29 protein-coding genes are annotated in these 25,905 nt (G+C 44.3%); 10 read left to right on the top strand and 19 right to left on the bottom strand.

From position 1 onward, the window contains the following. Positions 1-146 precede the first annotated feature (146 nt). The 3 genes from MHI55_RS18985 to MHI55_RS18995 form a co-directional block, all read right to left on the bottom strand. Positions 147-836 (bottom strand): hypothetical protein, encoded by a 690-nt coding sequence (locus tag MHI55_RS18985; RefSeq protein ID WP_143781443.1) that lies wholly within the window; start codon positions 834-836, stop codon positions 147-149. A 53-nt stretch (positions 837-889) separates the two neighbouring features. After that, entirely contained in the window at positions 890-2,197 is a 1,308-nt protein-coding gene (locus MHI55_RS18990; RefSeq protein ID WP_047843479.1) for an SPFH domain-containing protein, read from the bottom strand. A gap of 284 nt (positions 2,198-2,481) precedes the next feature. After that, positions 2,482-2,751 carry a DUF6809 family protein gene (locus tag MHI55_RS18995; protein ID WP_211084768.1) on the bottom strand — a complete coding sequence of 90 codons (270 nt, stop codon included), beginning with the start codon at positions 2,749-2,751 and terminating at the stop codon, positions 2,482-2,484. Positions 2,752-3,004: 253 nt separating this feature from the next. Between MHI55_RS18995 and MHI55_RS19000 the strand changes: the two genes are divergently transcribed. Next, positions 3,005-3,985, top strand: a complete 981-nt coding sequence (locus MHI55_RS19000; RefSeq protein ID WP_076250073.1) for a serine hydrolase — start codon at positions 3,005-3,007, stop codon at positions 3,983-3,985. A gap of 84 nt (positions 3,986-4,069) precedes the next feature. Here MHI55_RS19000 and MHI55_RS19005 read toward each other — a convergent pair whose 3' ends face one another. Further along, positions 4,070-5,092 carry a serine hydrolase gene (locus MHI55_RS19005; RefSeq protein WP_076250072.1) on the bottom strand — a complete coding sequence of 341 codons (1,023 nt, stop codon included), beginning with the start codon at positions 5,090-5,092 and terminating at the stop codon, positions 4,070-4,072. A 143-nt stretch (positions 5,093-5,235) separates the two neighbouring features. Continuing rightward, positions 5,236-5,829 carry a TetR/AcrR family transcriptional regulator gene (locus MHI55_RS19010; protein WP_076250609.1) on the bottom strand — a complete coding sequence of 198 codons (594 nt, stop codon included), beginning with the start codon at positions 5,827-5,829 and terminating at the stop codon, positions 5,236-5,238. A 109-nt stretch (positions 5,830-5,938) separates the two neighbouring features. Here MHI55_RS19010 and MHI55_RS19015 point away from each other — a divergent pair, with 109 nt between their 5' ends. After that, positions 5,939-6,952: an alpha/beta hydrolase gene (locus MHI55_RS19015; RefSeq protein WP_076250071.1), complete on the top strand. Its 1,014-nt coding sequence runs from the start codon at positions 5,939-5,941 to the stop codon at positions 6,950-6,952. 141 nt (positions 6,953-7,093) lie between these two features. Here the strand turns inward: MHI55_RS19015 and MHI55_RS19020 are convergent, their stop codons facing one another. Both MHI55_RS19020 and MHI55_RS19025 read right to left on the bottom strand, forming a co-directional pair. Further along, positions 7,094-7,822, bottom strand: coding sequence for a DUF1361 domain-containing protein (locus MHI55_RS19020; protein WP_076250070.1), 729 nt, complete (start codon positions 7,820-7,822; stop codon positions 7,094-7,096). Positions 7,823-7,851: 29 nt separating this feature from the next. Next, complete coding sequence (locus MHI55_RS19025; RefSeq protein WP_076250069.1) at positions 7,852-8,388, bottom strand: hypothetical protein; 537 nt, start codon at positions 8,386-8,388, stop codon at positions 7,852-7,854. Positions 8,389-8,810: 422 nt separating this feature from the next. Here MHI55_RS19025 and MHI55_RS19030 point away from each other — a divergent pair, with 422 nt between their 5' ends. Beyond that, a complete protein-coding gene (locus MHI55_RS19030; RefSeq protein ID WP_235193902.1) occupies positions 8,811-9,392 on the top strand; it encodes a spore coat protein in 582 nt (193 codons plus the stop codon). Between the two features lie 241 nt (positions 9,393-9,633). After that, positions 9,634-10,587, top strand: coding sequence for a hypothetical protein (locus tag MHI55_RS19035; RefSeq protein WP_339186830.1), 954 nt, complete (start codon positions 9,634-9,636; stop codon positions 10,585-10,587). Positions 10,588-10,695: 108 nt separating this feature from the next. Here MHI55_RS19035 and MHI55_RS19040 read toward each other — a convergent pair whose 3' ends face one another. After that, the gene (locus MHI55_RS19040) at positions 10,696-11,622 is read right to left on the bottom strand and encodes a sigma-70 family RNA polymerase sigma factor (RefSeq protein ID WP_339186829.1); all 927 of its coding nucleotides are present in this window, start codon (positions 11,620-11,622) and stop codon (positions 10,696-10,698) included. 33 nt (positions 11,623-11,655) lie between these two features. Next, complete coding sequence (locus tag MHI55_RS19045; RefSeq protein ID WP_036672879.1) at positions 11,656-12,102, bottom strand: carboxymuconolactone decarboxylase family protein; 447 nt, start codon at positions 12,100-12,102, stop codon at positions 11,656-11,658. Between the two features lie 407 nt (positions 12,103-12,509). Here MHI55_RS19045 and MHI55_RS19050 point away from each other — a divergent pair, with 407 nt between their 5' ends. Beyond that, complete coding sequence (locus MHI55_RS19050) at positions 12,510-13,556, top strand: aromatic ring-hydroxylating dioxygenase subunit alpha (protein WP_339186828.1); 1,047 nt, start codon at positions 12,510-12,512, stop codon at positions 13,554-13,556. Positions 13,557-14,022: 466 nt separating this feature from the next. Here MHI55_RS19050 and MHI55_RS19055 read toward each other — a convergent pair whose 3' ends face one another. Together MHI55_RS19055 and MHI55_RS19060 are read right to left on the bottom strand one after the other, a co-directional pair. Beyond that, positions 14,023-14,832 carry a cupin domain-containing protein gene (locus tag MHI55_RS19055; RefSeq protein WP_340386614.1) on the bottom strand — a complete coding sequence of 270 codons (810 nt, stop codon included), beginning with the start codon at positions 14,830-14,832 and terminating at the stop codon, positions 14,023-14,025. A gap of 149 nt (positions 14,833-14,981) precedes the next feature. After that, entirely contained in the window at positions 14,982-16,055 is a 1,074-nt protein-coding gene (locus MHI55_RS19060; protein ID WP_340386616.1) for a leucine-rich repeat domain-containing protein, read from the bottom strand. A gap of 87 nt (positions 16,056-16,142) precedes the next feature. On the opposite strand from MHI55_RS19060, the gene MHI55_RS19065 reads away from it, so the two are divergent. Next, positions 16,143-16,460: a hypothetical protein gene (locus MHI55_RS19065; RefSeq protein ID WP_340386618.1), complete on the top strand. Its 318-nt coding sequence runs from the start codon at positions 16,143-16,145 to the stop codon at positions 16,458-16,460. A 90-nt stretch (positions 16,461-16,550) separates the two neighbouring features. On the opposite strand, the gene MHI55_RS19070 is transcribed toward MHI55_RS19065, so the two are convergent. From MHI55_RS19070 to MHI55_RS19100, 7 genes are read right to left on the bottom strand one after another with little or no spacing between them, the layout of a single operon-like run. Beyond that, complete coding sequence (locus tag MHI55_RS19070; RefSeq protein ID WP_340386619.1) at positions 16,551-17,156, bottom strand: SMI1/KNR4 family protein; 606 nt, start codon at positions 17,154-17,156, stop codon at positions 16,551-16,553. A gap of 21 nt (positions 17,157-17,177) precedes the next feature. Then, positions 17,178-17,600, bottom strand: coding sequence for a hypothetical protein (locus MHI55_RS19075; RefSeq protein WP_340386621.1), 423 nt, complete (start codon positions 17,598-17,600; stop codon positions 17,178-17,180). A 32-nt stretch (positions 17,601-17,632) separates the two neighbouring features. Next, positions 17,633-18,934, bottom strand: a complete 1,302-nt coding sequence (locus tag MHI55_RS19080) for a hypothetical protein (RefSeq protein WP_340386623.1) — start codon at positions 18,932-18,934, stop codon at positions 17,633-17,635. Positions 18,935-18,955: 21 nt separating this feature from the next. Beyond that, positions 18,956-19,690, bottom strand: coding sequence for an SMI1/KNR4 family protein (locus MHI55_RS19085; protein WP_340386625.1), 735 nt, complete (start codon positions 19,688-19,690; stop codon positions 18,956-18,958). A gap of 44 nt (positions 19,691-19,734) precedes the next feature. Further along, a complete protein-coding gene (locus tag MHI55_RS19090; protein ID WP_036613375.1) occupies positions 19,735-20,295 on the bottom strand; it encodes a hypothetical protein in 561 nt (186 codons plus the stop codon). Next, entirely contained in the window at positions 20,292-20,942 is a 651-nt protein-coding gene (locus MHI55_RS19095) for a hypothetical protein (RefSeq protein ID WP_340386627.1), read from the bottom strand. The genes MHI55_RS19090 and MHI55_RS19095 overlap by 4 nt, the downstream gene beginning before the upstream one ends. 39 nt (positions 20,943-20,981) lie before the next feature. After that, on the bottom strand, positions 20,982-21,590 hold the full coding sequence (locus MHI55_RS19100) for a hypothetical protein (RefSeq protein ID WP_047843496.1): 609 nt from the start codon (positions 21,588-21,590) through the stop codon (positions 20,982-20,984). A 279-nt stretch (positions 21,591-21,869) separates the two neighbouring features. On the opposite strand from MHI55_RS19100, the gene MHI55_RS19105 reads away from it, so the two are divergent. Both MHI55_RS19105 and MHI55_RS19110 read left to right on the top strand, forming a co-directional pair. Next, positions 21,870-22,862, top strand: a complete 993-nt coding sequence (locus tag MHI55_RS19105) for a multicopper oxidase domain-containing protein (RefSeq protein WP_340386629.1) — start codon at positions 21,870-21,872, stop codon at positions 22,860-22,862. A gap of 56 nt (positions 22,863-22,918) precedes the next feature. After that, positions 22,919-23,620: a Crp/Fnr family transcriptional regulator gene (locus MHI55_RS19110; protein WP_340386630.1), complete on the top strand. Its 702-nt coding sequence runs from the start codon at positions 22,919-22,921 to the stop codon at positions 23,618-23,620. 130 nt (positions 23,621-23,750) lie between these two features. Here the strand turns inward: MHI55_RS19110 and MHI55_RS19115 are convergent, their stop codons facing one another. Beyond that, positions 23,751-24,473, bottom strand: a complete 723-nt coding sequence (locus MHI55_RS19115; RefSeq protein ID WP_017687819.1) for a hypothetical protein — start codon at positions 24,471-24,473, stop codon at positions 23,751-23,753. Between the two features lie 177 nt (positions 24,474-24,650). Between MHI55_RS19115 and MHI55_RS19120 the strand changes: the two genes are divergently transcribed. Next, positions 24,651-25,352 carry a Crp/Fnr family transcriptional regulator gene (locus tag MHI55_RS19120; protein ID WP_340386632.1) on the top strand — a complete coding sequence of 234 codons (702 nt, stop codon included), beginning with the start codon at positions 24,651-24,653 and terminating at the stop codon, positions 25,350-25,352. 302 nt (positions 25,353-25,654) lie between these two features. Further along, positions 25,655-25,888 carry a DUF2249 domain-containing protein gene (locus MHI55_RS19125; protein ID WP_036613358.1) on the top strand — a complete coding sequence of 78 codons (234 nt, stop codon included), beginning with the start codon at positions 25,655-25,657 and terminating at the stop codon, positions 25,886-25,888. Positions 25,889-25,905 lie beyond the last annotated feature (17 nt).

A 25,905-nucleotide genomic window follows, 5' to 3' on the forward strand; every position in this document is an offset into this window, starting at 1 on the left:
ACCCCAGGGATAAAAAGAATTATCGTACTGATAATGGCTGTTTCTGTTCCCTCGGATATTAATATTAAAGATAACAAGATCGTCAGAGACGAAAGGATAATGAATATAATTCCAAAAAATCTTTTCACCGCGTTTCCTCCTGCAATTTATGATTTGCTTGTCATGATCTGTTGATTGCGCTCTTTCAAACGGAACTTTAACTGGGATAGTTGCGAAGCAAAACGTTCACTATTTACCAATTCCCCTGCTTCGTACTGATTTGCAAGCTCACTGTTCATCAATTCAATGTCCAGCAAGATCTGGCGGTCATTTTTCTCAAGGGAATCCGGAGTGATTGGGTCACTATACTTTACAAGTTCAATTAATGACTGAACGGTTTTGCGCTCCTCTTCCACAGTTAGGACGGGTTGTTGCACCATGGTATGAAGCAATTGCTGTAAGGCTTTTTCGATTAATTGTAAGTTTGCGATTTTTGTATGTTCATCTATTTCATGACGGCGCGCACTCTGAATATAGATCATAATGATTCCGCACAAAATAATTGCGATCGCAATCGTTAACGTGTGTAACAATACGAACCAGCGAAGCGCATGATCTGCTGAACCTGTTAACAACGTGTAGATCATCACACAAATCAGATAAATACCTAATACTACACCTAAAGCTGTGTAACCTGGAACAAACCGTTTAAACCGATCCATATTTTGCATGATGAACCGCGCGTAGATCCAAATAGCCGTAATCGCTACATAAGAAGCAACGAGATTCATCCAAAAAGAAAACGACAGAAGCGCATGATTAAACAGCGTAAAAGAAACGATTGATGATACTAACATGCATATTAAATAGACGACATCCAAAATCAAGAGATTGCTCCGTTTTACCATCACTATGCCTGTCCTCCTTCTTGCAGATTGTTTCCGCAATCGAGACAGAACTTCTGGCCGGGTTTTACTTCATGTTGGCACCGACTACATTTCAAGCTTAAACTTGTGCCACAGTTGCCACAGAATTTTGTATGACCGGAATTCATATGGTTACAATTTGGGCATGGGCTGGGCATCGGTTGATGACATTGGATACATTCCAATGCGTTCTCCGCATTATCCGCCCCACATGAAGGACATGCATGGTATTTGTCACCACAGTTAGGACAGAATTTGGTTCCCTTTGGCAAGGCATGTCCACAATTGTTGCAATCTGTTGTTGCTACCGATTTTTCGGCTAATGAATTGCCACATTTGCTGCAAAAAGAGCTGTTCTCCTGATTCGGATGATGGCACTGCTTACATATACTTACTGCAGGCGTTTCCTTCGTAGACATCACTTTAGACATCTGGGACATCTCGCCACTGAAAGAACCACCCAGACCAACCCCCATGCCCATACCAAGTCCTGCGCCCATGATGTCTGACTGCATGCTTCCTTCATTCTTCGCTGCACCTTCAAGCGTATCAAACGAACGTTCTTGCTGATATGTGTAGCCAATGATATCCATCTCAGCTTTGCGTGCCAACGCTTCTCTTAATCGAATGACGGAAGGGTCTTCTTCGGGCAGATTGACATTGTGAATATACAGGTTGATTAACTCAATACCAAATTCTTCAAAAGTAGAAGCTACCGTATCTGCAAAATGTCGTGATATCTCGGCGATATATGCATTGATCTCCAAAACACTTACTTTTCTATGTATTAGATATGATGACAACATGGAGTTAATATTCATGATAATCAACCCACGGAAGTAATTAATCATATTAGCTTGGTTAAACTCAGGCAGTGTTCCCACAAGCTTGACCAAAAATTTTCGTGAATCCGAAATTTTAATTCCCATTTGTCCAAATGTTCTTACGGGAACAATAATATTATACTTGGGATCCTGGATCTGAATCGGATTCGCCGTTCCCCATTTAACGTCCAATGCGCTCACTTGATTGACATACCATACTTCTGCTGCAAAAGGTGACTTTCCTCCGAACGGAAGGTTAACGAGACGGTTCAAGATTGGGATATTTGCAGTACTCAGCGTATGCCTTCCGGGTCCAAACATATCAAGCGCTCTTCCATCCTTGAAAAGAATTGCTTGTTGAGATTGATTCACAATTAACTGAGTCCATGTTCCCAGTTCAGTCTCGGGATGTTTCCAAGCAAACACATCAGGTGAGCCATCATACTTAATTACGTCAATAATCGCCATGTTCAATTCCTCAATTCAGTATTAGATTACTATAATTTACTATAAAGTTTTTTTGCTAAAACACTGATTCTACACTATTTCCTATATTTAATTGTCTTTAATCTACTTATTCCATGTCTAGGCATTGATATTTTACCATTTCTAACCTTAATACGCACTAACATAGTTCATTTTTCATATGATATTTTTCCTATATTGGCATGTTCATAATGGTAAAAACCTCTTCCATATGTTCATAGGAAAGAGGTTAGCTATATAACCACAATTTGTGAAAAACCAGAATATTAGCTTGAGTATCCACTCTCGATCATAATCAACGTCCCAATTTTGAAACCACTGGCAAAAGCCTCTTTTGAATGAATAGAGTGAACTTGATCCATCATATCAAACAATACCTCCAACTGTTTAAAGTCATCCTCCGAAAGCTTTTCCTGAAATTTTTCGATATAAGCTGTAATCTCCTTATTAATAGATCGATACTCCGAATCTTGAGGAACAATATTCTCCTCTGGTCTCAGGTTACCATAATATAATTCTTCTATTATATTTCCCACATCACAGACCCCTTTCTCTTATACATGTCTGGTACTCTTCTCATGACAATTATATAAGATTGACAGACAATGCTGGGAATTTATGCGATATTCGCATGTGATTCTTATAGCTTTCATAGGATATCGCATTTTGCATGCTTGCTTTGACATAATAATGTAGCGCTTGTTGAGCCCTACCTCGGGAGTATGCTAAGATAATGGACACCTATTTCTACAAAATCCTATAACAAATCAACCGTACAGAAAGGACACTATGAATCCTTCATCACTGTCACCCAAATTACAACAGATCGTTCCGCAACTGGATCTGCGAAGCTGCCTCGTCAGCATACGCGGTGAGATTATGTACGAACACTACCGCAACCACGAGGCTGCGACTGATATTGCAAAAATCAATTCATGTACCAAGAGTGTGCTATCCGCCCTCATCTGTATAGCGATGGATAAAGGCTTGTTGCCAGAGGCATCAGCCCCAATCTCTACTTTTTTCCCACAGTTGACATCCGATCCTGACCCGCGCAAACCAGCGATCACACTGGAACAACTGCTCACGATGACAGCCGGATTCAACTGGGACGAGTTCGGCGGGCAGAATTCATTCCCTCGCATGACCCGCACCGATCATTGGGTGGATTTTGCGTTGGAACAACGCTTAAGCCATGTACCGGGTACATATATGGAGTACAACTCAGGAGTATCACAGATCCTATCCGCCATCCTGATGCAAAATGCAGGTATGAACGTAGCCGAGTTCGCAGAGCGTTATCTTTTTGACCCGCTCGGAATTAAGCATTACGAATGGGAAAGTGACCCTCAAGGTGTTCATACAGGCGGATTCGGTCTTAAGATGTTACCCGTAGATCTGCTCAAATTCGGTCAGCTGTTTCTACAGCAAGGTATGTGGGAGGGTGAGTCTCTCATTTCAAGTGATCTCGTATCTCGTTCGACGCAGCCTTTTATTACAGTCACTCCACCGAATCACGGCAGCTATGCTTGGCATTGGTGGGTGGATGTCTATCCGAACGAAAGGTCTGACTCCGAAGGTATTGCTGCTGAAGACGACCAACCCAATCTCCATTATTATTACGCACGAGGATTTGGTGGTCAGTATGTATATATTGTCCCTGAGCTAGAGCTCGTTACCGTGTTAACCAATGACAAACGAAAGAAAGAGAAACCTCCGCTGGATGTTTTCCCTCGATTAATCGCCCCTGAGCTATGGAAAATGTTATAAACGGAGAACAATCCTTCTATCCTGTTCAACAATGAACCCCCAACCTTTTGGCCATAACCTGACCATTGGTTGAGGGTTTATTTGTCATGCCAAAGCTTCTTCGATAGCAATTGTTATTGGATAAGGACCAGACTCTTGATTAGAGACCACAACCAGTTGTAGATCATAGTCCCGATACACGGAAGACATGAACGACACTCCTGGATCAAACCCCATGACATGAAATTTGAAAATGTCTTCCTCTTTACGGTCGATCCAGATACCCTGCCCATAATACTCTTCATCCTCTTGATGAGCATGTGGAGTTAATAACTGCTGTGTCGCCTCTTCATTCAACAATTGGTGACCCAGCAAAGCACCCCAAAATCGAATCATATCCGGTGCCGTAACATAGGCTCCACCATCTGATCCACCTTTGACAGGAATGGAGAACATATTAGTATTCCAAGAGCCATCTTCATGATCGATATACCCTAAAGCTGTGTTACGCGGGAGCTGATCTGTTACGAAATAACCGGATTCCTTCATGCCACACCTTTTGAAAATGTGCTCTTCCACATAATCTGTAAATGACAGTCCTGAATGTTGTTCCACGATAAGTCCCAGCACAATAAAACCCGCATTGTTATAATGAAAACGTTCACCCGGAGCAGACTTCATTGGCAGATGCTGAAACATGGGCAGAAAGTCACTTAAACGCCGCATCGCGTAGACGGGTCTGTCTTTCCATAATTCTGAAAAGTCATCCATCACTTCTTCATCGAAATAATCAGGAATGCCTGACGTGTGTGTTAACAACTGCTGGATGGTGATCCCTTTGTCCCACAGTGGAAACTCCACATCCAATACATCCGTAAGCTTGGAATCCGCAGACAACTTGCCCGCTTCAATTAGTTGGCATATACTCACTGCCGTGAAAATCTTACATCCTGATGCAATCCCAAAGCGTGTGTCCACCTGATTGGCTAGCTCTTCGCTACGATTTGCATAACCACGTTTCATATTCAAAAGGGTTTTCCCGGCTTGCTGGAGTAATACAACACCCGAAAAATTCACGCGTTCCATGACTTCTTCTACTTTTGTTGTCAGCTCTACTGCATTCAACATTTTGTTGTTCACCTACTTGTCTATGTATTCATTACATTCTCATTCTTAATTCTTCGTCATATCCTGCATACCTGCCATATTTTCATAAAAAGAAGGATTACTCCCTTATAAAAGGAAATAACCCTTCTTCAGACAACGTAAGATTAAGTTTGACAAAGCATGCTAAAGTGCTGTTCAATCACTTGTTCCACTCGTTTTACCGTAAGTCTATCTGGCTGCATTAACATATGTATTGCGAGCCCATCCACCAGAGCATATAACTTCTCTATCTCCATCTCGGCATCCAGTTCAGGATGTGTCATCCCCCGCTTGTGCAACTCCTGTATTACCCATTGAACCGATCGATACATCCCTTGATGCATCTGATCACTTAACTTTTTTAATTCGGGGTACACCAATAATTTGGCTGTAAACGAAAACCAGACCTCCATTTCCATCATTCTGTCTTCGTCCAACGGGAGAAATTGCAAGAGCAGATTCTTCATATCCAGCAGTACAGATCCACTCATCTGTAATGCCTCCACCCTTTTCTGTACCCGTTCTGCAAAAAGATTCATGCAAAAGGTGAACAATTCAGCCTGTGTGGCAAAATAATGACGCATGGAACCTACAGATAGTCCCGCTTCCTTTGCTATATTCCGAACGGTAGCATGCTCAAGTCCATGCTCTTGAATGACCCGGATGGCTGCATCAGCAACGATTTTCCTTTGAGCTTCATGATCTACGATTTTTGGCATGACAACATTATACAACAAACTTCTCTTTTTGTAATACACTGTGCTATAATCTTTTTAATACATTGTACTAAAATATAAAAACAGCTGTAGGAGAGGAATTCATAAGATCATGCATACAACTACCCCAGCCTCAACACGCAAGAATTTCAGAGTTTTCACCTTCATAGTAAGGTTATTCTGCACAATACTACTACTGATAGGTGCCGCATTCCTCTATGAGTGGTTTGCTTCCTCGCAGGCCAAAAAGGACTTTCCACCTCCAGGTACGTTAGTTCAAGTCGGCGGTTACCAACTACACATTCATAAACAAGGCAATGGTTCACCGACCATACTTATGGAGGCTGGAAGTGGTGAAACCAGTTTGTCGTGGAGAGACATTCCTGTGGAACTAGCCCAACATGCAACGGTGGTCACGTATGATCGCGCAGGATATGCCTGGAGTGAATCTGCACCCACAGAACGTACAGGTGCAAATATCGTCAAAGATTTACATGCTGCTCTGGAGAAGGAGAACATACGCGGCCCTTACGTTATGGTAGGTCATTCTCTTGGGGGTATGTATGCTAGACTCTTTGCACAGACCTATTCAAATGAGGTTCAGAGCCTTGTCCTCATTGATGCGCGACCTGAGGATGATGAACGGAACACAAAGGTTTTGTTGGAACAGGCTCAGTTTCAGGGAAACCCGCCTGCCTCCTTGTTATCTTTACTGAAGGTATCTGGAGCTTTCAGATTATTTCCAGACTTTATGCTTGATGGTCTGGTTGCCAAGCAAGATCGGGATACTTTTGTTAATGTGATTGCTACCCCTTCCTATTTTCACGCCAAAGAAGAAGAAGCCCTCCACGCCCATTCAACAGAAGATGCCATTCGTGGCCAAAGTCTTGGATTAATCCCTGTACGTATCATTGCACGCGGACGTCCTCAAGACTATGCTAGTGCAGGGATTCCGGTTGACATTGGGCAGAAGCTCGAATCCATATGGCAATCGGGGCAACGGAACATGTTGAATATATCGAAGGATAGTCAGCTCATTGTGGCCACCCGCAGTGGGCATATGATTATTCACGATGAACCTGAACTGGTTGTGAAAACAATCCTTGAGTTAATCACTGATAAGTAGAGGTATTTTTATTCAGAACATCCTCCGCTGGATCCAATGTTAAAGGGCTGTTCCAATAGCCATGGGTATGACTTGGAACAGCCCTTTAAGCAATATACATTAAGATTAGATCTAATGAGTTCGGCCTTAAGAAAACATGAGTTAGCGTAACGCTTGCAGGTCCGATTCGGGACTTCCTGCACTCTTCTTCTTTTCCCGTGGAGCCCTCGTATTGATCAGATAATACAATGTGGCATAGATTGTAGTGATAAACGTGCCAAAAAACAGGCAAAACGCCAGAGACGGACGGCTTACACTTTCGTGCATCAGTTCAATCAGCATCTCGCGATTCGTCAGTGCATCCCAGCTATTCAGTCGATATACACGTCCAAGCAATACCCCGTAACTTCCCAAAGCACAACCTGCCAGTACAAAGATCCAGGATGCCCAGCGTCCAATTCGGTGATAAATCACTTCCTGAAGCTGATACATCGACAGGAATCCAAGCAGGAGTCCAGTCCAGACAAACATTAATACAACACTTAAGTCGTACCAATACGTATAGTCCACCCCATTCCCACCATAATACCGGGAACTTCTCGCTGTCAGATGAACCAGATCCGTAACAATGTAAGAAGAGTTCGGGAAAAATAACAACCATAGCAGACCACTTGCGACTGCAAGCCATGCGGCACCTTTCCATTTCACATCACTTAGAAGATAGGCTGCATAAGAGAACACAAAAGGAATCCAGCCCAAGAACAGATTCCAGATCAGGAAGCGGAAATAACGCTGATCCAGCCTATCAGCAGCTACATAGTACAATCCAAGCGTTACTATGGTGACCACACTAAGGAAAATAAATATGCGAATATAATTCAGTTTTCTCAATGATTCTGACCTCACTTGATAAAATTCAATTAGTTTCGAAAATAGCGGATGATTTCTTCCTTATTCTTTTCCACACGCAAATTCAATCCTCGTTTATCCTTTAATCCATACTGCTGTAATTCATGCCCTGGATCAAGCACCAACGGTTTAGTCGCCACATCAACCAGCAAATCCATCGTCAGTTGATAGGTTTCCCGTAACTTGTCCATCGGCAGAGAGGATTCATACCGTTTGATCAGCTCAATCAGACGTTCAGCATACACGAGACGAACCATACTGTCCGCACTCTTCAATTGTCTTGAAGCAAATGCTGTAATAGCCTTAATTATACTTGGTTCTGTTCGATGTTTGGCAATCAACGCAAGTTCATCCACCGCATCCCAATTCATGATAGACAGCTCGGAACTTAATTGTTGAATTCGCTCCCCTATCCATTGTTCCTCTAACTCTTGGGGTACGTCCCATCGCTTATAGTCGGCATACACGCCTTCTCGATGCATCTGTATAGCGCTCCCATAATGTTTGACGAACAAATCCTTTGCTACACCCCAATCGGTCTCTTCCATCCTTAACCACCACCATGCCTGTTCCTATTTGTGCGTATACTCCTAACACTTTACATAAGTTTACTACTTTCCAAGCATACTATAGAAGTTGAACTATACATTTGCACGAGAACGCAGAGGACAGAAAGAACCTGAAGAAGTGAAGCGTTCGCTAAAAGCTTTCTACAAGAAAGCTACTTCGGAAGCATAAGCTTATCACCGGATTTTCACCTTTGTAAAATCGAATTAAAAATCTGGGGATAACAGCGATCGGAAGGTTGTTCTGTCATCGGAGTGGCAAGTGTAAATATTCTTTCGTTCAACTTATATAGAATCATACCATTTACCAAAGGAGAATCAAATTTACAATGAATCCAAATTCCATGAACCCTCAGAATGTAGTACAACCCACATTGAACACCAATCCAAATGTCACCCCTAACATGAATCATGGCGGCCATGAGATGTTCGATGTGCATGAGATTCTGTCCTCCACCATTAACGTGCTGGATCAATACATGATCTTTCGTACTTTTGTGCAGAGCCAGGAACTGATTGGCATTCTGGACCGGCAGTACAACTTCATATTATCCCAGTACAATCTGACAGCAGAGTGTTTTGCATCCGGACAGAAGCCTCATCAAGAGACAGCTACCTATATGATCCCCAACATGGTACCACCGGTATATGGCCTTAAGCCATCAGCACCGAAAAAACCAAACCAGAGCTTAGCTGATGTAAAGGATGCCGGGATTAGCGGTCATATGCTGGGACTGATCAAGTCACATGCGAGTCTGCTCGGCATGTCCTGTAGCGAGATCACAAATGGAACGGTTCGCCGGGTCATCGCTTCTCAGATCCAGCATTTTATCGAGATGGCCTATGAAATTTTCATGTTCCAGAATAAAAATGCCTATTATCAAGTACCTCAACTCACTCCAAGTGATACACAACAGATGCTTCAGGCATACATTCCAGCAACCGGAGCACCTCAGATGCCTATTAACAATAAACCACTTCATTAATTAGAAAATAAAATCCGCTTCCCCAGATCAGTCTCTTCAACCCATGCGGGTTTTAGGGGCTGTTCTTTGGTTATTTATAATCATTTCCTGCTTAAGACTCTTGATTTGGTTACCAGAAACTGGTTTAATCAAAGACAAACCCGTACATATTCAACTTAAGGATCATACATATAAAATAGGGTGAAATGCCGTTATACGAGAATTCAAATGGCTTTTTCTTCATTAATGGGGAGGTATACAAATGAGATGGAAGCAACCTGCTAAACTTGGTTTACTGGCTATGGCTCTCGGCTGTACTGCCATTGGCGCAATAATTACACCTTCAACAACACTCGCTGCATCTGTCCCTGCTTCCAAAGCGGTGTATCATCAATTCCAAACCTATCGAACAGAAGCAGTGAAGTCCACAGAAAGTCTGGTTAAAGCGCGTAAATACCTGATGAATCATATCGATAAAGTCGACCCTTGGCAGGCCACACTAATGACGTTGCAACTGGAGAACATGCAGAACGTGAAGCTGGCTGATATGGATTACCAAATGTATACGGAACAATTTCAACAGGCCATATCTCAAGCCCATGAACAACTTGGTTACGAACAGAAGCTTACATATAGTCGTCTGCTCAAAGAAATTAAAGATCCGACCGTGAAGAAACTTCTGCAGGAAGCTTCAGATCTCGGGTTCAAACTGGAAACCAGTGAAGGCTTGTATTACCCCATCATCAATTATGAGATATATCAAAAGTTCAAACCTTTTGTTAAGGCTGATATTGCTGCATACATTAATATTATGGCTACCGAGTCCAACCAAATGACGACTTCAGATGGGGGCATTATCATCTCTTGGAACGAATTAATCCAGCGTGCATTGGAGAAAGAAGCCTTTTTGAACAACTTCCCGAATTCCAATCGCACATCAGCAGTGAAGCAAGGGTTATTTGTGGATTATCTGTTTTACGGAAGTGACAACACGCCTGCTTATGATTGGTACACGGATGAAGAAATTCGCACCATGGACCCTGTGGTGAAACAGGCTTACGAGAAAGCTTTGGCTAAGCGGGAGCCCAATACGGAGAGTGTTCTTCTGGACACTATGGAAAAGATTTTACGGGTTCTTAATCAGAACAATGATGAGCTTACACCTGAAGTCAGAGCAATCATTGAACCTGTTCAACAACAATTTGCCCGTGAATAATCGGATGCTGAATCGCAAAATGTGAATGCCAAAAAAGCGGCAATCCTCGTGACAGAGGTTGTCGCTTTGAAGTTTACATATCAAGTCCTTACGTTTGGATCAAAGAGTTTAAGTCACTATTGATGTAAGTTTGTTCGGATTGACGACGAGATACACACCCTCAATCCGCTCTACGGAAGCGTCCAACTCCAAACAGAGTACCTCGGACAACTGCCCTTCTTTCATCAACGCGAGTTGAAGTTCGCCATTGATCCACATCGGTACCCATTCCCTTTCACGCAATCGCGTAAGGACTCGCCGTGAGGTCAGGAGTGCAAGCACACCTTTGTGCACATTCATTGTTCTCATAACCGTATGCACAACGCCACCGCCATCTGCTGTAAATACAGGCTGATCTGCCAATAACTCCAGCATGGCAGAGACGTCATAACGAAGGAAAGCCGTTGTAAAACGGCTCAGCAATTCACCTTTGGCTATCATATCCGCATCACTCTGCTCGATCGGCGGAAGTTTTTCGGGCAGATTTCGTCTGGCACGGCTAAAGATTTGACGGCAGTTACTCTCCGTTTTGCCCAGCCAATCCGCTATTTCGGAATAATCATATCGGAACGCTTCACGAAGGACAAAAACAGCCCGTTCCATGGGCGATAGACGCTCCAACATGACCAGATAGGCGTAGGAGATCAGCTCTTTTTTCTCCATCGTTTCCTCTGGCATGTTCGCCTCTTCACTGTCACCCATCGGCTCTGGCAGCCACTCACCAACATAACTTTCCCGCTGATTACGGGCGGAATTTAGCAGATTCAAACTTCGATTCACCACCAATCTGGCGATGTAGGATTTGGGATTACGAATATCCTGAGCAGACGTGCTCTGAATCCCCGCAAAACAATCCTGCACAATATCTTCAGCTTCTGCCACACTGCCCAACATGCGATAAGCTATTGAAAATGCATATTTTTTATAACGAATATACAACTCACCAACATCCAGAGAAGACACTTCTGGCTCATTGGCGTGGAGATTGGAATTCATAAGAATGGCCCCCTCTGGCATGGTGCGTGTATTTTAGTTAAAGCAACCCGGATACATCCCAGTTGTGATCGCAATGCGGTTCCAGTTATTAATCGTGTTAATGGCCAGGATCAGATCCACCAGTTCGGATTCACTGAAATGTTCACGGACCTTATCGTACAACGCAAGGGGTACACCGTGTTCCGAGATTCGGGTCACCGCTTCAGCCAGCTCCAGCATAACACGTTCTTGATCCGTGAAGAAAGGCACTTCACGCCACACACTCAGCAATAAAATATGATCCGCATAATCTCCCAGTTTCATCAGATCTTTGGCATGCATATCGAGACAAAAGGCGCAGCCATTAATCTGGGACACGCGGATTTTCAACAACTCGTATAACACTTTATTCTCAAATTGCCCGGATATATATTGCTCCATCGCCATCATCGCTTTAAATGCGCCTGGACTCGCTACTCTGTAGTTCGTTCTTAAATTCATTTCTCATTCGCCTCCGTCATTTGGTTTACATACTGTAGACAAATGACAGCCGGAATCTGTGACATTCTTTGCGAAAATCTTTTTATGCCCACAAGAATGGTTGCTCAACTAACGAATATTCACACTTAGATTCTGATGACAGGACAACCTCCATGGAGTTAATAATCAGTAATGGAAAAACATACTGGAAAGGTTGTTCTCTTTTTACAATTAACATCTAATGTAATAAAAATCCGCGTTTTTCCGTATTCATGTACGGTTTTTGCTGTAGCGTTTGTGATTTCAACCAAAAGTAGGTTGGATATATTGATATTTTGACCAAAAGAGTAGTAACATACGGCTAATTAAGTTAACTTTTCTAACATAAAAAGAGAATCGTTTATTCATATCGGCAAGGAGTGTTTCCTATGATAACTTCCAATGCAAACCGTAATGTGACGTCCGAATTGCCTAGAGGCTGTACGTTCACCGCCGAAGACTGGCATGTATTATCCCAATATTGGTACCCGGTAGCCCAAGCAACCGAAGTAACAGACAAACCCTTGGCTGCTCAATTACTCGATGTGAAGCTTGTTCTCTACCGCAGTAATGATCAGATTGTGGTAGCCAAGGATCTTTGTTTTCACCGCGGGGCCCCACTTAGTAAAGGCTGGGTAGAAAATGGCGAGATTGTCTGCCCTTATCATGGTTTCCGTTATAATTGTGAAGGAAAATGTACCGCAGTACCTGCGCACCCAAGCTCCAAGATCTCGCCTAAGCTCAAACTTATCGTGTACCCGGCAGTCGAACGTTATGGCTTGATCTGGACCACTTTGGCGGGAACGGAAGAACAGATCCCCTCCTTCCCTGGATGGGATGATCCGGATTATATCAATATTTTGCCACCCAACTTTGACATTGCCGGTTCCTCTGGACGACAAATGGAGGGATTCCTGGATGTATCCCATTTTGCCTATGTGCATACCGAAACGTTTGGTGACCGAAACAACACCGAAGTCCCCCAATACAAAGTGAAACGCGAAGGTAATGAGTTACTGGCGGAGTATTGGAGTACTGTAAGTAACTATGGCAAAGGGCAAGATCTTGTTGCACCTGAAGGTTTCCAATGGCTGCGCGAGTTTCGAGTGTTCCCACCTTTTGCGGCTTCTCTTACGGTACATTTCCCAGGAGACGACAAGCTGAATATTCTGAATTGTGCTTCGCCAATCTCTGCCCGTTATACACGTTTATTCTGTCCAATCACACGCAACTTTGACAAAGACGCTCCGATTGAAGACACAATCAAGTTCAACTTGCAGGTATTTGAAGAAGACCGCGAGATGGTCGAGTCACAGAAACCGGAGGATCTACCCCTTGATCTGTATGCCGAGGCCCATATTCCTGCGGACCGTACTTCGATAGCTTATCGTCAATTATTAACGGAGCTTGGCCTGGGACGAAATTACACATCGTAAATTAAATAGCTGTTCTTCTTTAACCTCAGGCAAGCTATCGATGATGGATGTCAGCGCCTAAAAAGTCTTGAAGTACTATCCTGCGGTCTCTGGGGAATGGGTTGAAAATTTTCTTAGGAACTCAGGACATCTTATTTGGCCTCTAGGTCCTCAGTTAAAATTGTAAGGAACCTCAGACTCGTTATTTCCCAAAATCCCCGATAAAAACACTTCATACGGCTGTTTATTCTGATATAACGTGTCTCAGATTCTTTAGATTTTTGAGCACGCCTCAAATCCTTGATTAAGACGCCTACGATTCGTTAGCACTCCATGCTCCGGACACGTTCAGGTATGCATCGGCTTTCAGCAGGTTTGAAGACACCTTTAATCAACAAAAGAAGCGTTCCTTTGCGGACGCTTCTTTTGTTATACCTAATTTAACTGAAATACTTATGTGTATTAGATAAACCTCGCCTCATGACCGTCATCTGTCCTCTTGATTATTCGTATTCATAGGAAGCTCTCTATAATACGGACAGCCCGGCTCATGAATAATACGTGGATCAACCCAAGTGCCCCAGTACGGAAGACGGTTTACGTAAGGTTGCATGTTTGGTTGGTTGTTCGGCTGTGAGTTGGGCTGCATGTTTGGTTGTACATTGGGTTGCATGTTTGGCTGTACATTTGGTTGTACATTAGGCATTACGTAAGGCTGATGATTCAAATTTGGAGCACTGTTAGAGGCAGGAGCAGTTGAAGGCTGGCAATCTGCCGGCGGGCCAATAATCACTGTTTTTTGAATGGGAGCCAGCGCTTCTTGAACTTTTTTCTCATCCAGACAGTACGTATAAGCCAAAAGTTTTGCAGGTGTAAGACGTAAGGTGTCTGAGCCAAATATCGCCTCAGGAATAGGAGCATCAAAGATTGCGAGTAAGTGCGTGTGATCTGCAGTAGCCACTTCATAGTGCCACCAGCCTTGAGGAACGTTAGCCACCTGCCCCGGAGTAATCGGGAAATGAAGAAGCTCGTTGGTAAACGGATTAATGAGGGAAACAACTGCCGCACCGCTGATACAGTATACCAACTCCGTTGCATTCTGATGCGTATGTGGTTCAACCACATTGCCCGTGTTGAGGAAAATATCCAGTAAAGAAGCATTGCCCAGTGTGTTTAACTGCTTGATGGAAAGAGCGTTAATATAGTTGTTCTCATCCTTCTTGAATAACGGGTTATTGCTCAAATCGTAAGTAAATTCGGTGGTTGGTAAAGTGTAATCCATGTATGAGGTTGCCAAAATAAAACGCCTGCCCTTCGCTCTCGGTTTAGGTCATAACCTATATGCCAGCTTATGCCCAGCGCCCAGATACGTGAGCCCATTTCCGCCAAGTTTTCCTCGCATAACAAATATCCCTGACTCGGACATCCCGAGCAGGGCTCTATTTGTTACATGTTCTTTTTCATTTCCCAGACTTCTTCCCAATGGGTTCCAAATGGAATATTCATTAAGTCTACATACTTCAGCCAATGCATTCTTGTGACAACATCCGGAGTTCCCTCAATCAGTGCATTTGTCACCAGTAAAGCACGCAGATTCTTCAGTTTTTCCAACTCCGGGGGGAGCTCACGTATACCAGAATATACGATCTCCAAATACTTCAGCTCACTTAATTCACCAATCTCAGGCGGGATACAATTTAATCCCAACTCAGTTTGTGGTTTGGGCCTCCAACCAGGTGCAGATTCAAAAGGACTGCCACAATAAATTCTTAACTCTTGAAGTTGCTTCAATTTCCCGATTTCTGCCGGAATACACTCCAGATCCAACGTTGTAATGACCAATCTTTCCAATGAAGTAAGTTCAAACAGACTTGCAGGGAGTGAGTACAGATTCTGCTCAAAAATCGTCAACTCCTTCAAGTGCTTCAACTCCCGAATTCGTTCGGGAAGCTCACTTAAACCATGTAAGCTGATATCCAGCTTATCGGTCTGATGTCTGATCGCATCGTCCAGGAGATGATCAATTTCCTTATGACGGTCCAAATCAAAGAACAACCCCGGAATCCGCTCCATAAGTTCACTCGCTTCTTTGTATGTAATCCTCATGCCATACATATGCTCATGGGCAACCGAGAAAAAATAATCATTTCCGTCTTCTGTCATAAAGCAAAGATCGTCCGGCAATGACGGATAACACCAATCCTGAAAACGATTGGCTTCTTCTTTGAGCACGCGACCCGATTCCGGCGTACAGCGATATGTATAATAGGTGCCTTCGGAATAATAGGCTCCGCTTTTTAGCATCATTTCTTCCATCGTAGCTCGTTCCACAAGATAGGGCTTCAATCTCTCTAACACACGAACTACTTCCGGTATCTCGTTCTCTTCGTACCTTTGTCTGTCTACCAGCATAAAACGATCTGCCTTCTCGATCAATTCGTCAATCAACAGTTCATAGGCAGTTCCTCTTGGATCAGTGTGAAAAGCTACGGCTACCATATGTTCCCCCTCATTACTCATTATTCATTAATCTTCAATCTGCTGTATCATCTGAAACCACTGTGGCATAGGCTGATATCATCAATCCAGTCATTGGAGGCTTATTACATGGCATACGGCCCTGGTTCAGTTTCATCCCCGCAATCTGCGGGTTATCCTTACCCTTATTATCCGTCACCCCCACCGTATCCTTACCCTTATCCCTATCCATACCAGCCCATCGTTCCTGTTCCACTACCATATCCGATCGGTGGTCCTTGGTGGCATGGTGGATATCCCGGCGGTGGTTACCCCGGTGGACACTCTGGTCATTTCCCAGGAGGTGGCTATCCAGGCGGACCTCATGGAGGCGGGCCGGGTGGTCCAGGTGGACACGGAGGACCTCCAGGTGGAGGATTTCACGGACACCGTTTCTTTCAGTGGTAATCATTAGACTCATTCAAATTACTTGTTCAGATAAAGGAGCTGCTTCGGCAGCTTCTTTATTATTGAAGGAATTGCTAATCGTGCAGGATTTTAATAGGTAATCTCATCCATCATCTTCAGATTACGGTTCGACATGCTGAGGAGATCCGTGAAGGTAGGTGTAAGGTAATAGACAAAGTCCGGATCGTGAACGTACATAATAATCTGCCCATACGTCCCTTCATCCGTTGGATCAAAATCGAGCATCAGATACAGTGAACCTCCCGCGATCGTTGCAAAAGGAATCCATGGTTTATGGAACAGGTATGGCTTGATCTCCGGGTCCAGCTGGCTGAGCTCTTCGGCAGAATAATACTCTTCAAGCTTCTCATCCACTTCACAGAAGTATTGTTTGGTCTCTCGAATCTCTTCCAATGACATCAGATAAAAGGGTGTACATCGGCCCTTCTCGGCATCACCGGGGTAAAGCACATGCAAACCGTAACCACTGCCATCTTTGCTTTGATAAAAGGTACGAAAATCGCCAGGTAGCCTGATGCCATAATCCTTTTCGAATAGATCCAGACTTTTCTCGGATGCACCTTCCAGATGTTGATATTCTTCAAACAATTGCCGAATCTCGTGATCCTGTATTCTCTCACCCAGCAAGCGATTCAGCTCGTCCATTAGCACGTTTAATGATACATTTGGCTCCAATCTCACCACACCTCCCCTAACTCAGTTCTTCTCTTCTTGTAGATATTGATGATATTCCCAAAACGCTTCTTCCTCTCCGCCGCCTTCAAGCAGAATCATGGCTGCATAAGATAACAAATTAAGCCATTGTTCCATCAATGTTACCTGTTCGTCGGAAATGAGGTTGTTGCTGCGAAGCATGCCTTCGGGTTCAACGGCCCAAGCACGGGCCATATGAGTAATTCCCCATAGACATGCCATGACTTCCCGATCCAGTGAAGGCCGTGCAAGTTCGGACGCCAGAACACGCAGTATCTCCATCAACTCATGAAAATTCTCCTTAATCAAATGTCCACGGAAAGGCCGCAGACTGCCAATAAAACCGTTCTCCATCTTGGGATGACTCAGATCATCATAAGAAAAGGAGTGACATTTTAATAACGTTACAGCCTCTTCACGTTCCATCCCTTCACCCCCTTGCAGGTTGTAATACGACCTTACCAGCGAAGAGGTTCTTCTCCACGCCACAACACATACCGCTCCAACTCACGAAGAGTGCCTGTACCGATCCCGTACTCGTCCATTTCTTTGGAACGAAGATCAAGCACATGCAGCATGCCACCATATGTACCAACTGCCAGCTTAGACTGCTCTGGTGATACGGCGAGAGAATAGATCGTACTACCTACAAAATGGCGCCATACTTCCTTTCCCTTGTTATTCACACAATACAGATAACCGTATGCATCTCCAAGCACCATACCCGCCTCTATTTCCACTGCTGCATACACACGTGCATTCTCATCCATCACTGGCCAATCTTCCTTCGTTTCGTTGCCTGCAATTGATTCCAGCGGGACCTGTATCGTGACCCCGTTATAGAAATGACATGCGTTAAACCAGACAGTCTGGTTATCACTGGTGAATGCTGCATAATGAGGGTAGCTCGATTCTGGATAGAGAGAGTATGTCTTGCTCAGCCGACGGTCCATCACCATATGATTGCTTCCTTGGCTGCCATAGGCAATCCATCTACCATCCCTTGATACAGCTGCATGTCCCATATCTATCTGTGTATCCTCTAGCTCATACTCTTCGATCTCTGCCAGATCGGGATGAAGCAAGGTCACCTGGGCTTGTGTGACGAGATATATCCCGTATCTTGAATGTATGAGTAGTGCTTTGCCTTCATCGATAGGTATAAGTCCTTCAAGTGTCCGTTCGGGATGCTCACAGTCCGCAAGTGATTCAATCCGAGGTAATGCCGACTGTATCCGGGCTTGAATATCTACCCATTGATATGTCGCTATCTCCTGTCCTTCCAACTTGCGATCTGGCTGACGAATGATACGAATCCCATCCGGTCCTGCAAGCGCAAAGTCAAGTCCATCCGATGAGCAACCTGCAAAAGTATATGGAGTGATCAACTGCCATCCGTGCTGATCCATCGCATATATCTGACTATTCTCCGTGAAAATTCCCGTATTACATACAATCGTTTCCTCGTTCAGATAACCTACAACTTTGACCGCTTGCATGGAAGCCTGAAACGCCTCGTTCAATGGCCACGTCGCTGCGGGTAGCTCACGTCGAAGCATCTCCAAGTCACCGTGGAGATTGGCCTGTCTCACCATCTGGAATACTTCAGTACTCATTCCGCTTCTGGAGTCTCCCTCCAGCTCGGATTCATCCGGTTGCTCTCCACACATACTTCTCCGGACAAATGCATTAACATCCCTTGCATAACGCTTGCCTTCATTGCGCCATTGTTCCGCAATGTCTTCCTTTAACCAACTCATAGGTTTCCCTCCACTCAAGCCCTATTCATATGCCGTACAATGATGTGCTTGCAAAAACAAACTGATTTCGTTATCCGTCGCCTCCTCCGCACCATTCTTTTCTTCATAGAACAGGGCAACTTCTCTCCCAGCAGCATAGTTAAATCGTAAATATCCTCCCATCGACACCATGAACATCTTGCACATGTACTCATTCTCCAACACAGCATCCCACTTAAATTCTGTTTTGCATGTATCGGCGAGTTCCTTCATGGAGCTTCCCTGTTCCGTCCCTGAAAAATGGTAAAACGTATGTTTCCGCAGCTCATTCCACGGCTCAAAGTAAAGTGGCGTTATTGGTTTATCCTGATGGTAATACCCACAATAGATCCGGTCCAGCGTTTCGCCAAATTCAGTCTCCGAGCATGTCCATAAGGTGATATTTTCATCATGACGCGGTAGCCACAACAGCCCCTCAACTTCCGGATGAACAGCAAGGAAATCTCCATCTACAGAACTGCCGATGGAGATGCACTGCTCAAGTTGATGCTGACTTATAGGCGAATCATCCGTATGTATCCAAAAATCATATTCAACAAAAGGCTTCAACACTTCTGGGTCCGGTCTCTGCACATTCATCCACCCCGTATATGTACCTTCCCCGTAGTGCTCAATCCAGGTGCGGTATGACAAAGGTAGCGAGATGCCGTGCTGTTGTTCAAAGTGATCCAGTTCCTCTGTTGGAACCGGCTTAATTACACGGGATACAATATACATTTTTCGACATCTCCCATCTCAGTTTGTTCATTCGTTTTCAGGATCTAAGCCAGTTCTTCCTGTACAATTTCAGTCCATACTCCTTTACGATTCAGAATGCGAACGGCAAAGGCATCATATCCATCACGCTTGACCTGATCAAAATGCATGCTCTCTCCCGTAATCAGTTCATATGCACCATTTTCATCTACATCTTCGCCAAACTCTTCATCCCAAGGCACATTGTAGTAAGCCGTCAACTCTACTTCAAATATGTCCTCACCTTCAACATCCAGGTAAGGACGAAGGGGTCTGTCATGTAGTGCGTCTTCCGAATAGGTCTCACATAACATAGCATCATAGCCGTGCTTGGCGGTATCAATGAGCAGATAGCGCTCACCCGTGACCGTATGCTCCGCATATACAAGAAGAGGTGTCGAATCATGCCAGGTAATCAGATCATCTTCAGTCAAGTCACCATAATAAAAAATATGGAATTTATCATGACCATCACTCATTTGAAGTTTGCCTTTCCACTCCACTTCATCGGACTTTATGTTCTCTTCCTTCCTAATTAATCCTTCCAGATAAGCAGGTCCGTGTTGTACACCATACTCATTCATCATCTCGCCTCCGATTTGTTCATTCGAATAGTAACCACTTTGTGTTCCTCATCCACCGTCAGTTTCACATCAATGTTAAGCTTGTCGCGAAATAACGCCGTAATATTGATATGCGGATCGCGGGCAGCTTCGCTACTACCGCCACTATTACGGCTCATTCCCTGATGAATGATGGATTCTACCAGCTGTTTATCTCCCTTGCCGGTGTTATTGTAGGTGTAGATCACCTGCCCATCCTGATCATACAGATTCAAAACCGTTGTGAATTCATTGGCGTTCTCATACTTTCTCTCGGTCTGCACATAGTTGTGATCTGTGCGTTGATAGTTTACCGTACCAGCCAGATACGGATTGTCCCCGCCGGGCTTCACATCATACTCCTTATAGGCCAGATTAAACAGGTATTGGATATGATTCATATCAATTCGGTAATAAAACTGACGGTTATCTTCCTCTTTGTCCATCGCTGCAAAACTGTTAATCAGCGGCCAGGCCCCATAGGACTTCCCATTAACATCAACGGCCAGAGCATAGTCAGATAATACTGTCTCTTTTTGAAATACACCAAATGTCTGTAAAATAAAATAAGCCGGAATCATCAACATACCCAGAATGACTGCAAAAATAGTAAGTTTAACTCGTAGTTTCATGTCTTCTCTCCTTGCGGCTTTAACTCTTCAATTTCAGTCTCATCCAGTCTTGTGCTGAAGCTTCGACAGTGTACGCACAACTACATCCCTGTTCTTCGCATCCTTGATATAAGAAGGAATACTATGTGAAGCCGTTCGTATAGGCATATTTCCGTATTTTACACGCAGATCTGCGGAGACATAAGCGATGAGATAATTCAGATGCTCCCGATTCACAGCCCATATTATTTTTCCTCTGAAATCATCCAGGAAGTATAATTCCAGCCCGAACACAGGATCTTTCCCTGCACAAATCTCGGAAAAACACCTTTGGTATGTCGGCTTGGCGTGTAATTCAACCTGATTCACAGAACCACAATGCGGGCATTCCACATGCGTCGATCGGTGAGACGTCTTCTTCTCGTCCATGACTTCCACGTTAAACCAACGTTCACATACAGCACAATTCCCCTTGGCTTTATATTGATATACTGGTTCTTCAAAAGCTTGAGCGTAACATTCGTAACACTTCCACCCCAGTTGACCGTTCCGTTGATCAATCGAAGCGTGCCCACCGCATTTGGGACATTTCACATCAATCCGCTCTCCCCGTCGAAGAACCGAATAGAAACTATACTTATACGCACCTTCATCTTCGAAACGTTTCATCCTGTATCCACCTTTCTTCTGAAACTACGACATACACAGCGTCAAAATACTCAACATTTACCAATCCATCTCTCTAAAATTATATGAAACTCCGTTGCTCAGCACAACAATTGAAGACAGATTGTTGGAAATGCCTCTAATACGACATACCCAAGTGTGTGCCTCATCACACCCGTCCCCACCTCAATAACGTAATCTATAACTAAATAACTACTGAAATGAAAGAAAACCTGCTTTTTAGATTGTGAAAAACATCACTTGAGTAAAGGTTGTGCATCTATGTTTTCCTTACTGAATGTATATAAATGGTCACTCGTATTCGCTATATTCACAGCAACTCTCTCTCACTGTAGTTCAACCGATACAGTTAAACCTGTTCACCACGATGAAGTCTCCTCCTCCTCTGCGATCAGTCAACCCCCGGTGGACCCGATCATTCGCAGAGAAGGTACTACGGTATATATTGAAATGACGGCCCAGGTTACAGATGTCGAAATCTCCGAAGGAGTGATATACAACGCTTGGACATTTAATGGTACCGTTCCCGGACCCATCCTACGAGTGACCGAGGGAGATACCTTGGTGTTCACGTTGAAAAATAAAGATTCCAGCCTGCCTCACTCCATGGATTTTCACGCTGTACATGCTTCTCCCAGCAGCAAATTTATTGATGTTATGCCAGGCGAGGAAGGCACGTTCACTTATCCCACCTCCTCACCCGGTGTATTCATGTATCACTGTGGAACCAAACCGGTCCTTGCCCATATCGCAAACGGGATGTACGGCATGATTATTGTGGAACCCAAAGCAGGATACCCTTCCGATCACTTGGTTGATCGTGAGTATACTCTTGTTCAGAGTGAATGGTATAAAGAGCATGATTATGAAGCTTTTTTGAACGGGGAACCGGATTATGTCGTATTTAACGGCAATGATTATGGATTAATAAAACATCCCCTGTTAGCCAAAGTAGGAGATACGGTGCGAATCTATGTCAGTAATGCAGGACCCAATGAAGTCTCATCCTTCCACGTTGTGGGTACCATTATGGACCGTGTGTATACCGATGGGAATCCACGCAACATCCAGTATGGAATACAGACGGTTATGCTTCCCGCAAGTGGTGGAGCTGTCGTAGAGTTCACCGTGACCGAAGAAGGTGATTATGCGATTGTAACCCATCAGTTCAACCATGTAGCCAAAGGAGCTGCCGCTGTTCTGCGTGTGACCAAGGATGGAACTGATCATGGTGGACCCGCGATGTCTCACTGAGACATGACAATAGATAATGGCTATACCTATCCTGAACCATTCGAGGTGATTAAACGATGATCTGTACACACGAAGCGAAGGATGCCTGTTTCTCCAAAGTATCTCTGTTCCAGCATCTTGATCCATCCGAAGCTGCCTTGTTGATCTCCCTTCTGCATACCCGCAAATATAACAAAGGCGAAGTTGTCGTCCAGGAGGGAGAACTCTCAGATACGCTTTATGTGGTTCATCAGGGATGTGTGAAGTTATCCAAATACAATGAAAATGGCAAGGAACATATTATCCGGTTTCTGTTTCCCGGCGATTTCTTCGGACAAGATTCCCTGTTACACCAAAAACCACATGTCGCAAACGCCGAAGTTCTGGAGCCTTCAGCCATCTGCTCTATCAGCAAGCATGACTTTGACCAATTACTTGAACATGATCCAAAGCTTGCTTATCATTTCCTGCTTGCCATTACCAAGCTTCTCCGTGAAACGGATGAATGGAATAGCTCGCTCAGTGCGATGACAACGGAACAGAAGATTGCCAAGTTGCTTTTGTATTTCCATACCCGAAATCATGCAAAACATGAGATCCGCTTGCCTGTATTCAAAAAAGATATGGCTCTGTTACTCGGGATCACACCCGAAACACTTAGTCGCAAACTTGCCATGATGCAAACACAGGGACTGCTTCAGGTTACAGGAAACTGCATCCTTATTCTGCAATTGGAGCAGCTCAGGGAAAGAATTGAACCGCCTGCCCGAAGCCAATGAATTAGGTAAGAAAACTTGCGAATGCGGAAGAAGCTGTTTTGGCAAAAAAAGAGTATCCGATCAGAACCACTCTGTTCGGATACTCTTTTTATATAAATTCAACTCAGCGATCGGAAGCTTGTTCTGTCATCTACAGATCCAACAACAGCGACACAAGCAATCCCATGGATGCAATCAAACCCACTACAGGTCCGCCTTCTTCAAATGCCTCCGGCATCATCGTCGAGCAGATCATGGCAATGATTCCGCCACCTGCAAATGCACCAATCGCTGCACCCATCTCCTCTGGAAGCTGCTCCAGAAACAGATATCCACCCAGTGCTGCAATCGCGGAGATCAATAGTACACTAAGCCACATTAATATGATTTTGCCACGACTGTATTTGCCCTGTAGTCCAACCGTACTGGACAGACCTTCAGGAATGTTGCTGACAAAGATCGATACTACCAGGACCACACTGACACCGTTACCGGCCAGCAAGCTGGCACCAAGCATGATGGATTCCGGGATAGCATCCATTACTGTTCCTGCAAAGATCCCAAGCCCGCTTTGGTTCGAGTCTCCCGACTTTGCCGAACGTTTACGCCCCGCCCCTCCCTTTGCAGAAACGAGCAAGTCAAACAGCGTGTACACGACGGCACCCGCCGTAAATCCAATGGCGGTAGGTATTATTCCTCCATCATTCAGCGCATCTCCGAGAAGTTCAAAGGTCGCTGCACCAATTAATGTTCCTGTCCCAAAAGCCATGATCCATCCAATGACTCGTTTGGGAATCTTCAGAAACAAGGCTGCGAGTGCGCCAATGACAACCGCTGAGGCAGAGATGCCGCCCCACATGAATGCAGTCCACATCCGGGCCGACCCCTCTCTTGTTTAATCATATTCTATCATTCCATTAACCCAGGTTGAGTAATCAAAAACAGTGATGTGGCTTTACGGTGATCTATATCACCTGATGTGTTCAAAAATCACGTTATGATAAAATGATGTCGTCGTTCAGAACTATGAACACAGAGAGGAGAGATTCTCATGAGTAGGGTAAACAAAGATACAGCAGGGGAGTTTCTACAACAGTTTCCCATCTTCCAGGACCTTAGCCCCGAGGAATTAAAGCAAGTCGAAGATATCGCCATTTCCAGAAGCATTCAGAAGAAATCGGTTATTTTCAGCGAAGGAAGCGAAAAAGAAGCTGTCTTTTTTATCCGTACCGGCATTGTAAAGGCTTATAAAACCGATGAGAACGGGCATGAACAGATTGTCTCTTTCCTCAAAACAGGAGATATGTTCCCACACACCGGCTTTTTTAATGCGCACCCTTACCCGGCCACCGCAGAAGCCATTACCCCTACCGAACTACTAGCCATACCTGTCCGACTTTTCGAACGATTAATGCTGAGTACACCTTCAATTGCGATCAAAATTATGCGTGTACTCGGTGACAAAATAAGAGAATTACAGGATAAATTGCAGGTGCTCTCTGGTCAGGATGTACGCAATCGTGTACTTTCCTTCCTTCTCATGCTCGCAGATCAGCACGGACAGACGCATGGAGACCAGATTATCATCAACCTGCCCATGACACATCAGGAGTTTGCCAACTCCATTGGAACTACAAGGGAAACAGCGAATCGGCTTTTAAACCAGCTTACAAAAGAGAATTTACTCGAAGTGGATCGTAGCCGGATCATCATTCATGATTTGCAAGCTTTGAAGGAACAAAGGGATACGTGACCACCCTGCACCCAGCTACACTGTTTTCTCCCACGCTATTACATTACACTGTGTGTGCACAAAGAGACCTTAACGACCGTAATCGATGTTAAGGTCTCTTTCGCATGCGCAATTAGCAATATACGTATCAGAATATTTTTAGTTTTGGCTTGACAATGGCACTTTTTCCATACAGGATTCTGACTCAAATAAGGCGAGACTATGACATTAAAAAAGGTGTGAGCAGGCTCACACAGCCCCCTCCTCACGTTTTCTATAATCAAATTGCAACACCACACTATCCCTATTTGGAGGAATGACACATGAACACATACGCAGCAACCATTAATGCCACAGAGTATCCACCGCATTTGAAACATAAAGTTATTTTCGAAACGTTTGATCAGTTGCAACCACAGGAATCCATGTTGCTTATTAACGATCACGATCCAAAGCCTCTTCGATTCCAGTTTCAATCCACACATCCCGATGGCTTCAACTGGGAGTATATTGAGCAAGGTCCTACAACCTTCCAAGTCAAAATCAGTAAATTATAGATTGGAGCTGAACGGCT

Origin of the sequence: Paenibacillus sp. FSL E2-0151 (genome assembly GCF_037993015.1) — a bacterium.
GTDB lineage: Bacteria > Bacillota > Bacilli > Paenibacillales > Paenibacillaceae > Paenibacillus > Paenibacillus amylolyticus.

Coding starts and splice junctions, on each gene's coding strand:
- MHI55_RS18985 (WP_143781443.1), bottom strand. CDS start 836: ATGTTAGTATCATCAATCGTTTCTTTTACGCTGTTTAATCATGCGCTT.
- MHI55_RS18990 (WP_047843479.1), bottom strand. CDS start 2,197: ATGGCGATTATTGACGTAATTAAGTATGATGGCTCACCTGATGTGTTT.
- MHI55_RS19000 (WP_076250073.1), top strand. CDS start 3,005: ATGAATCCTTCATCACTGTCACCCAAATTACAACAGATCGTTCCGCAA.
- MHI55_RS19005 (WP_076250072.1), bottom strand. CDS start 5,092: ATGTTGAATGCAGTAGAGCTGACAACAAAAGTAGAAGAAGTCATGGAA.
- MHI55_RS19010 (WP_076250609.1), bottom strand. CDS start 5,829: ATGCCAAAAATCGTAGATCATGAAGCTCAAAGGAAAATCGTTGCTGAT.
- MHI55_RS19015 (WP_076250071.1), top strand. CDS start 5,939: ATGCATACAACTACCCCAGCCTCAACACGCAAGAATTTCAGAGTTTTC.
- MHI55_RS19025 (WP_076250069.1), bottom strand. CDS start 8,388: ATGGAAGAGACCGATTGGGGTGTAGCAAAGGATTTGTTCGTCAAACAT.
- MHI55_RS19030 (WP_235193902.1), top strand. CDS start 8,811: ATGAATCATGGCGGCCATGAGATGTTCGATGTGCATGAGATTCTGTCC.
- MHI55_RS19035 (WP_339186830.1), top strand. CDS start 9,634: ATGAGATGGAAGCAACCTGCTAAACTTGGTTTACTGGCTATGGCTCTC.
- MHI55_RS19040 (WP_339186829.1), bottom strand. CDS start 11,622: ATGAATTCCAATCTCCACGCCAATGAGCCAGAAGTGTCTTCTCTGGAT.
- MHI55_RS19045 (WP_036672879.1), bottom strand. CDS start 12,102: ATGAATTTAAGAACGAACTACAGAGTAGCGAGTCCAGGCGCATTTAAA.
- MHI55_RS19050 (WP_339186828.1), top strand. CDS start 12,510: ATGATAACTTCCAATGCAAACCGTAATGTGACGTCCGAATTGCCTAGA.
- MHI55_RS19060 (WP_340386616.1), bottom strand. CDS start 16,055: ATGAGTAATGAGGGGGAACATATGGTAGCCGTAGCTTTTCACACTGAT.
- MHI55_RS19065 (WP_340386618.1), top strand. CDS start 16,143: ATGGCATACGGCCCTGGTTCAGTTTCATCCCCGCAATCTGCGGGTTAT.
- MHI55_RS19075 (WP_340386621.1), bottom strand. CDS start 17,600: ATGGAACGTGAAGAGGCTGTAACGTTATTAAAATGTCACTCCTTTTCT.
- MHI55_RS19080 (WP_340386623.1), bottom strand. CDS start 18,934: ATGAGTTGGTTAAAGGAAGACATTGCGGAACAATGGCGCAATGAAGGC.
- MHI55_RS19085 (WP_340386625.1), bottom strand. CDS start 19,690: ATGTATATTGTATCCCGTGTAATTAAGCCGGTTCCAACAGAGGAACTG.
- MHI55_RS19090 (WP_036613375.1), bottom strand. CDS start 20,295: ATGATGAATGAGTATGGTGTACAACACGGACCTGCTTATCTGGAAGGA.
- MHI55_RS19095 (WP_340386627.1), bottom strand. CDS start 20,942: ATGAAACTACGAGTTAAACTTACTATTTTTGCAGTCATTCTGGGTATG.
- MHI55_RS19100 (WP_047843496.1), bottom strand. CDS start 21,590: ATGAAACGTTTCGAAGATGAAGGTGCGTATAAGTATAGTTTCTATTCG.
- MHI55_RS19105 (WP_340386629.1), top strand. CDS start 21,870: ATGTTTTCCTTACTGAATGTATATAAATGGTCACTCGTATTCGCTATA.
- MHI55_RS19110 (WP_340386630.1), top strand. CDS start 22,919: ATGATCTGTACACACGAAGCGAAGGATGCCTGTTTCTCCAAAGTATCT.
- MHI55_RS19115 (WP_017687819.1), bottom strand. CDS start 24,473: ATGTGGACTGCATTCATGTGGGGCGGCATCTCTGCCTCAGCGGTTGTC.
- MHI55_RS19120 (WP_340386632.1), top strand. CDS start 24,651: ATGAGTAGGGTAAACAAAGATACAGCAGGGGAGTTTCTACAACAGTTT.
- MHI55_RS19125 (WP_036613358.1), top strand. CDS start 25,655: ATGAACACATACGCAGCAACCATTAATGCCACAGAGTATCCACCGCAT.